Source organism: Corallococcus sp. 4LFB (genome assembly GCF_046520365.1).
GTDB classification, from domain to species: domain Bacteria; phylum Myxococcota; class Myxococcia; order Myxococcales; family Myxococcaceae; genus Corallococcus; species Corallococcus caeni.
Genome location: NZ_JBKGHJ010000802.1, coordinates 1 through 2,488 on the forward strand (window position 1 = coordinate 1; position 2,488 = coordinate 2,488).

The window sequence follows — 2,488 nt, forward strand, 5'->3', positions numbered from 1 at the left end:
CAGGGGCGGCGGACCACCGGGGTGGGGCGCGCTCCTCCTCTTCAGCCGAGGCCGGCCGGCGCACGATGGGCGTGGGGCCTGCTGGGAGGTGCCTTCGTCTTCCGCCACCGGCCGGCGCACGACCGCCGTCGCTCCGGAGGAGGCATCCCCGGAAGAGGCGCTGGCCCGCGGGTCGGGGGGCCGGCGTCGTCCCCCGCCGGCCTCCTTCATGGCCATGGCGCTGGCCAGGGGCTTCGCGGAGGGGCTCGTCCCCATCTCCGTGGGCGGAGTCGGCTCCGAGCCGCGGCCGCCCAGGGGGGCCGGCTCCTGCTTCGCGGGGGCGGAGGGGAGGGCGGTCCTCGCGCTGTCGTCTGCCGCCCTGGCCGCGGACGCGGGCTCCGGCGGGGGCGCGGCTTGCTCCCCCTCGGGCGCGGCGGACTCCCGGAGCGGCAGGCCCAGGACCATGGGGACCTCGTCGGGCCGCATGTCCGGCTCGGTCTTGACCAGCCGCGTGTCCATCCCGTCGTCCAGGGCCATGCCCATCACCAGCGGCACGTCCTCCTCGCCTTCCTTCGAGGGAGGCGCGGCGGCTTCGTCGTCCGCGGCGGGCTTCGCGGGCGGCCTGGGCTCCGGCGCGGGCTTGGACGCCTCCGGCATGCCCAGGTTCGCGAGCCGGTTCGTGGGCGTGCCCGTCATCGTGACGTCGGGCGGCTCGCTGGCGGCCTCCACCGGGACGTGGCCCCGCTTCTCCAGGAGCGAGTCGTAGAGGTCCAGCAGCTGGCCCCGGATGAGGCCCGCGTCCAGCACCTTCTCCGCGAACGCGCGCCCGGCCCGCCCCAGCGCCACGCGGCGGGGCACGTCGCGCGCCAGGTCGAGGATGCGCTCGGAGAGGGCGCGCGCGTCGCCCGGGGGGAAGAAGACGGCCGCGTCCTTCGGAATCAGCTCGCGGGTGACGGGCAGGTCCGCGGCGATGACCGGCCGGCCGGCGGCCAGGTACTCGGAGACCTTGGCCAGCGGTCCGCCCTGGAGCCGGTTGCGCTCCGAGTCGTCCAGCGGCAGCACGCCCACGTCCGCCAGCGCCAGCACCTTCACCAGGTCGTCGTGGGTGACGGGCGGCTGGAAGTCGACCTTCTCCTTGATGCCCAGGTCGTTGACCAGGTCCTCCAGGTGGGGCTTCCAGTCCGGGTGGTGCGCGCCCACCAGCGTCAGGCGCACGTCCACCTGCTGGGACGCGAGCGCGGTGGCGCGCAGCAGGGTGGGCAGGCCCTGCCAGCCCACGTGGCTGCCCAGGTACATCATCCGGAGGGGAGAGCCGTCCGGGGCGCCGAGCACCTCCGGGTCGTACGGCTTCAGGTCCACCGGCGCGCGAATCGTGCGCAGCTGGTCCTCCGCCGCGCCCAGCCCCTGGATGTACGCGCGCGTCGTCTGGGAGCCGGTGACGACGAGGTCCGCGTTCATCAGGCAGAACAGCTCCTGGCGGCGGATCTTCGACAGGAAGCGGCGGTCCCCGTCCGTCTGGGGGTGGGTGTAGCGCAGCTCCTGCGAGGGGAACGTCTGCGCCTCGTAGATGAGGCGGTAGCCGTAGTCCGCCTTCAGCTCGCAGAGCGCGTAGCCGCCGAAGGGGTCCGTGAAGTGGGCGAGGGCGTAGTCCTCGCTCTCCAGCTGCCGGCGCACGGCCCGTTCAAAGGACTGGATGCGCGACGCCAGGTCCCCGGAGCCTACCGGGACGCGGAGCAGCCGGGCGCCCTGGTACTTCTCGATATGGGAGTGGTCGGGCGTCTTCGCCGACAGCACCACCACGGAGAAGCGATCAGGCAACGCCTTCAGATACTCGGTCAGTCGGCGTGAGGAGCCAGACGGGCCGGGGATGACATCAAAGCTGCACAGGAGAAGTCTGGGCAGGTCACTCAAGCCGCCGCAGGATACTTGGACCGGGGTGAGGTGTCATCGGGCGTGACAGAACTTCAAGGGGGTCGGCGGAACAACACATCCCGTGACGGATGCGTTGACCCCCTGTATGCCGCGTCATAACGAGGCGAGGTGTCCATGGATGAGCGGAAGGGCGTCACCGTGAGCTACCTGCGGCAGCTGGCCCGGAAATACCTCCGGGATGGAGCTGGCGCGTCCCGCGGGCGGGAGTTCGTCACCTCGCTGGCCGAGCGCATTCCCGCCCTGGGGCGGCTCGCGCGCATGGCCGGGCTGGCGACGTCCCGGCGCGGCTCCGGTGACGTGGGCGGCGAGGAGCGGGTGCTGGATTCCGGCCGGGCGGAATCACGTCCCGTCCCCGGCCCGGCTCCCGAGACCGTGCCCCTGCCTTCGCCTGAAAGCTCCGCCGCACCGCAGGCACGGGAACTTTCCGAGGAGCCCATCACGGAGCCCGGTGCTCCCAGGGACGCGGCCGCGCGGGTGGTGACGTTCCCCGCCCGGGGCAAGGCGCGCCGCGACCCGGACGACGAGGACACGCAGTCCCTGGCGCCGGATGCGGCGACGCCGCGCCCGTCCAGCGCGC

1 protein-coding gene and 1 pseudogene are annotated in these 2,488 nt (G+C 73.3%); one reads left to right on the forward strand and one right to left on the reverse strand.

All coding sequences use genetic code 11. The annotated features are described in order from the left end of the window. A partial coding sequence (locus ACLEQD_RS41315) for a glycosyltransferase (RefSeq protein WP_410391403.1) occupies positions 1–1,797 on the reverse strand: 1,797 nt, incomplete at its 3' end. A 228-nt stretch (positions 1,798–2,025) separates the two neighbouring features. On the opposite strand from ACLEQD_RS41315, the pseudogene ACLEQD_RS41320 reads away from it, so the two are divergent. After that, positions 2,026–2,488 (forward strand): annotated as a pseudogene (locus tag ACLEQD_RS41320) (hypothetical protein); the annotation flags it as partial.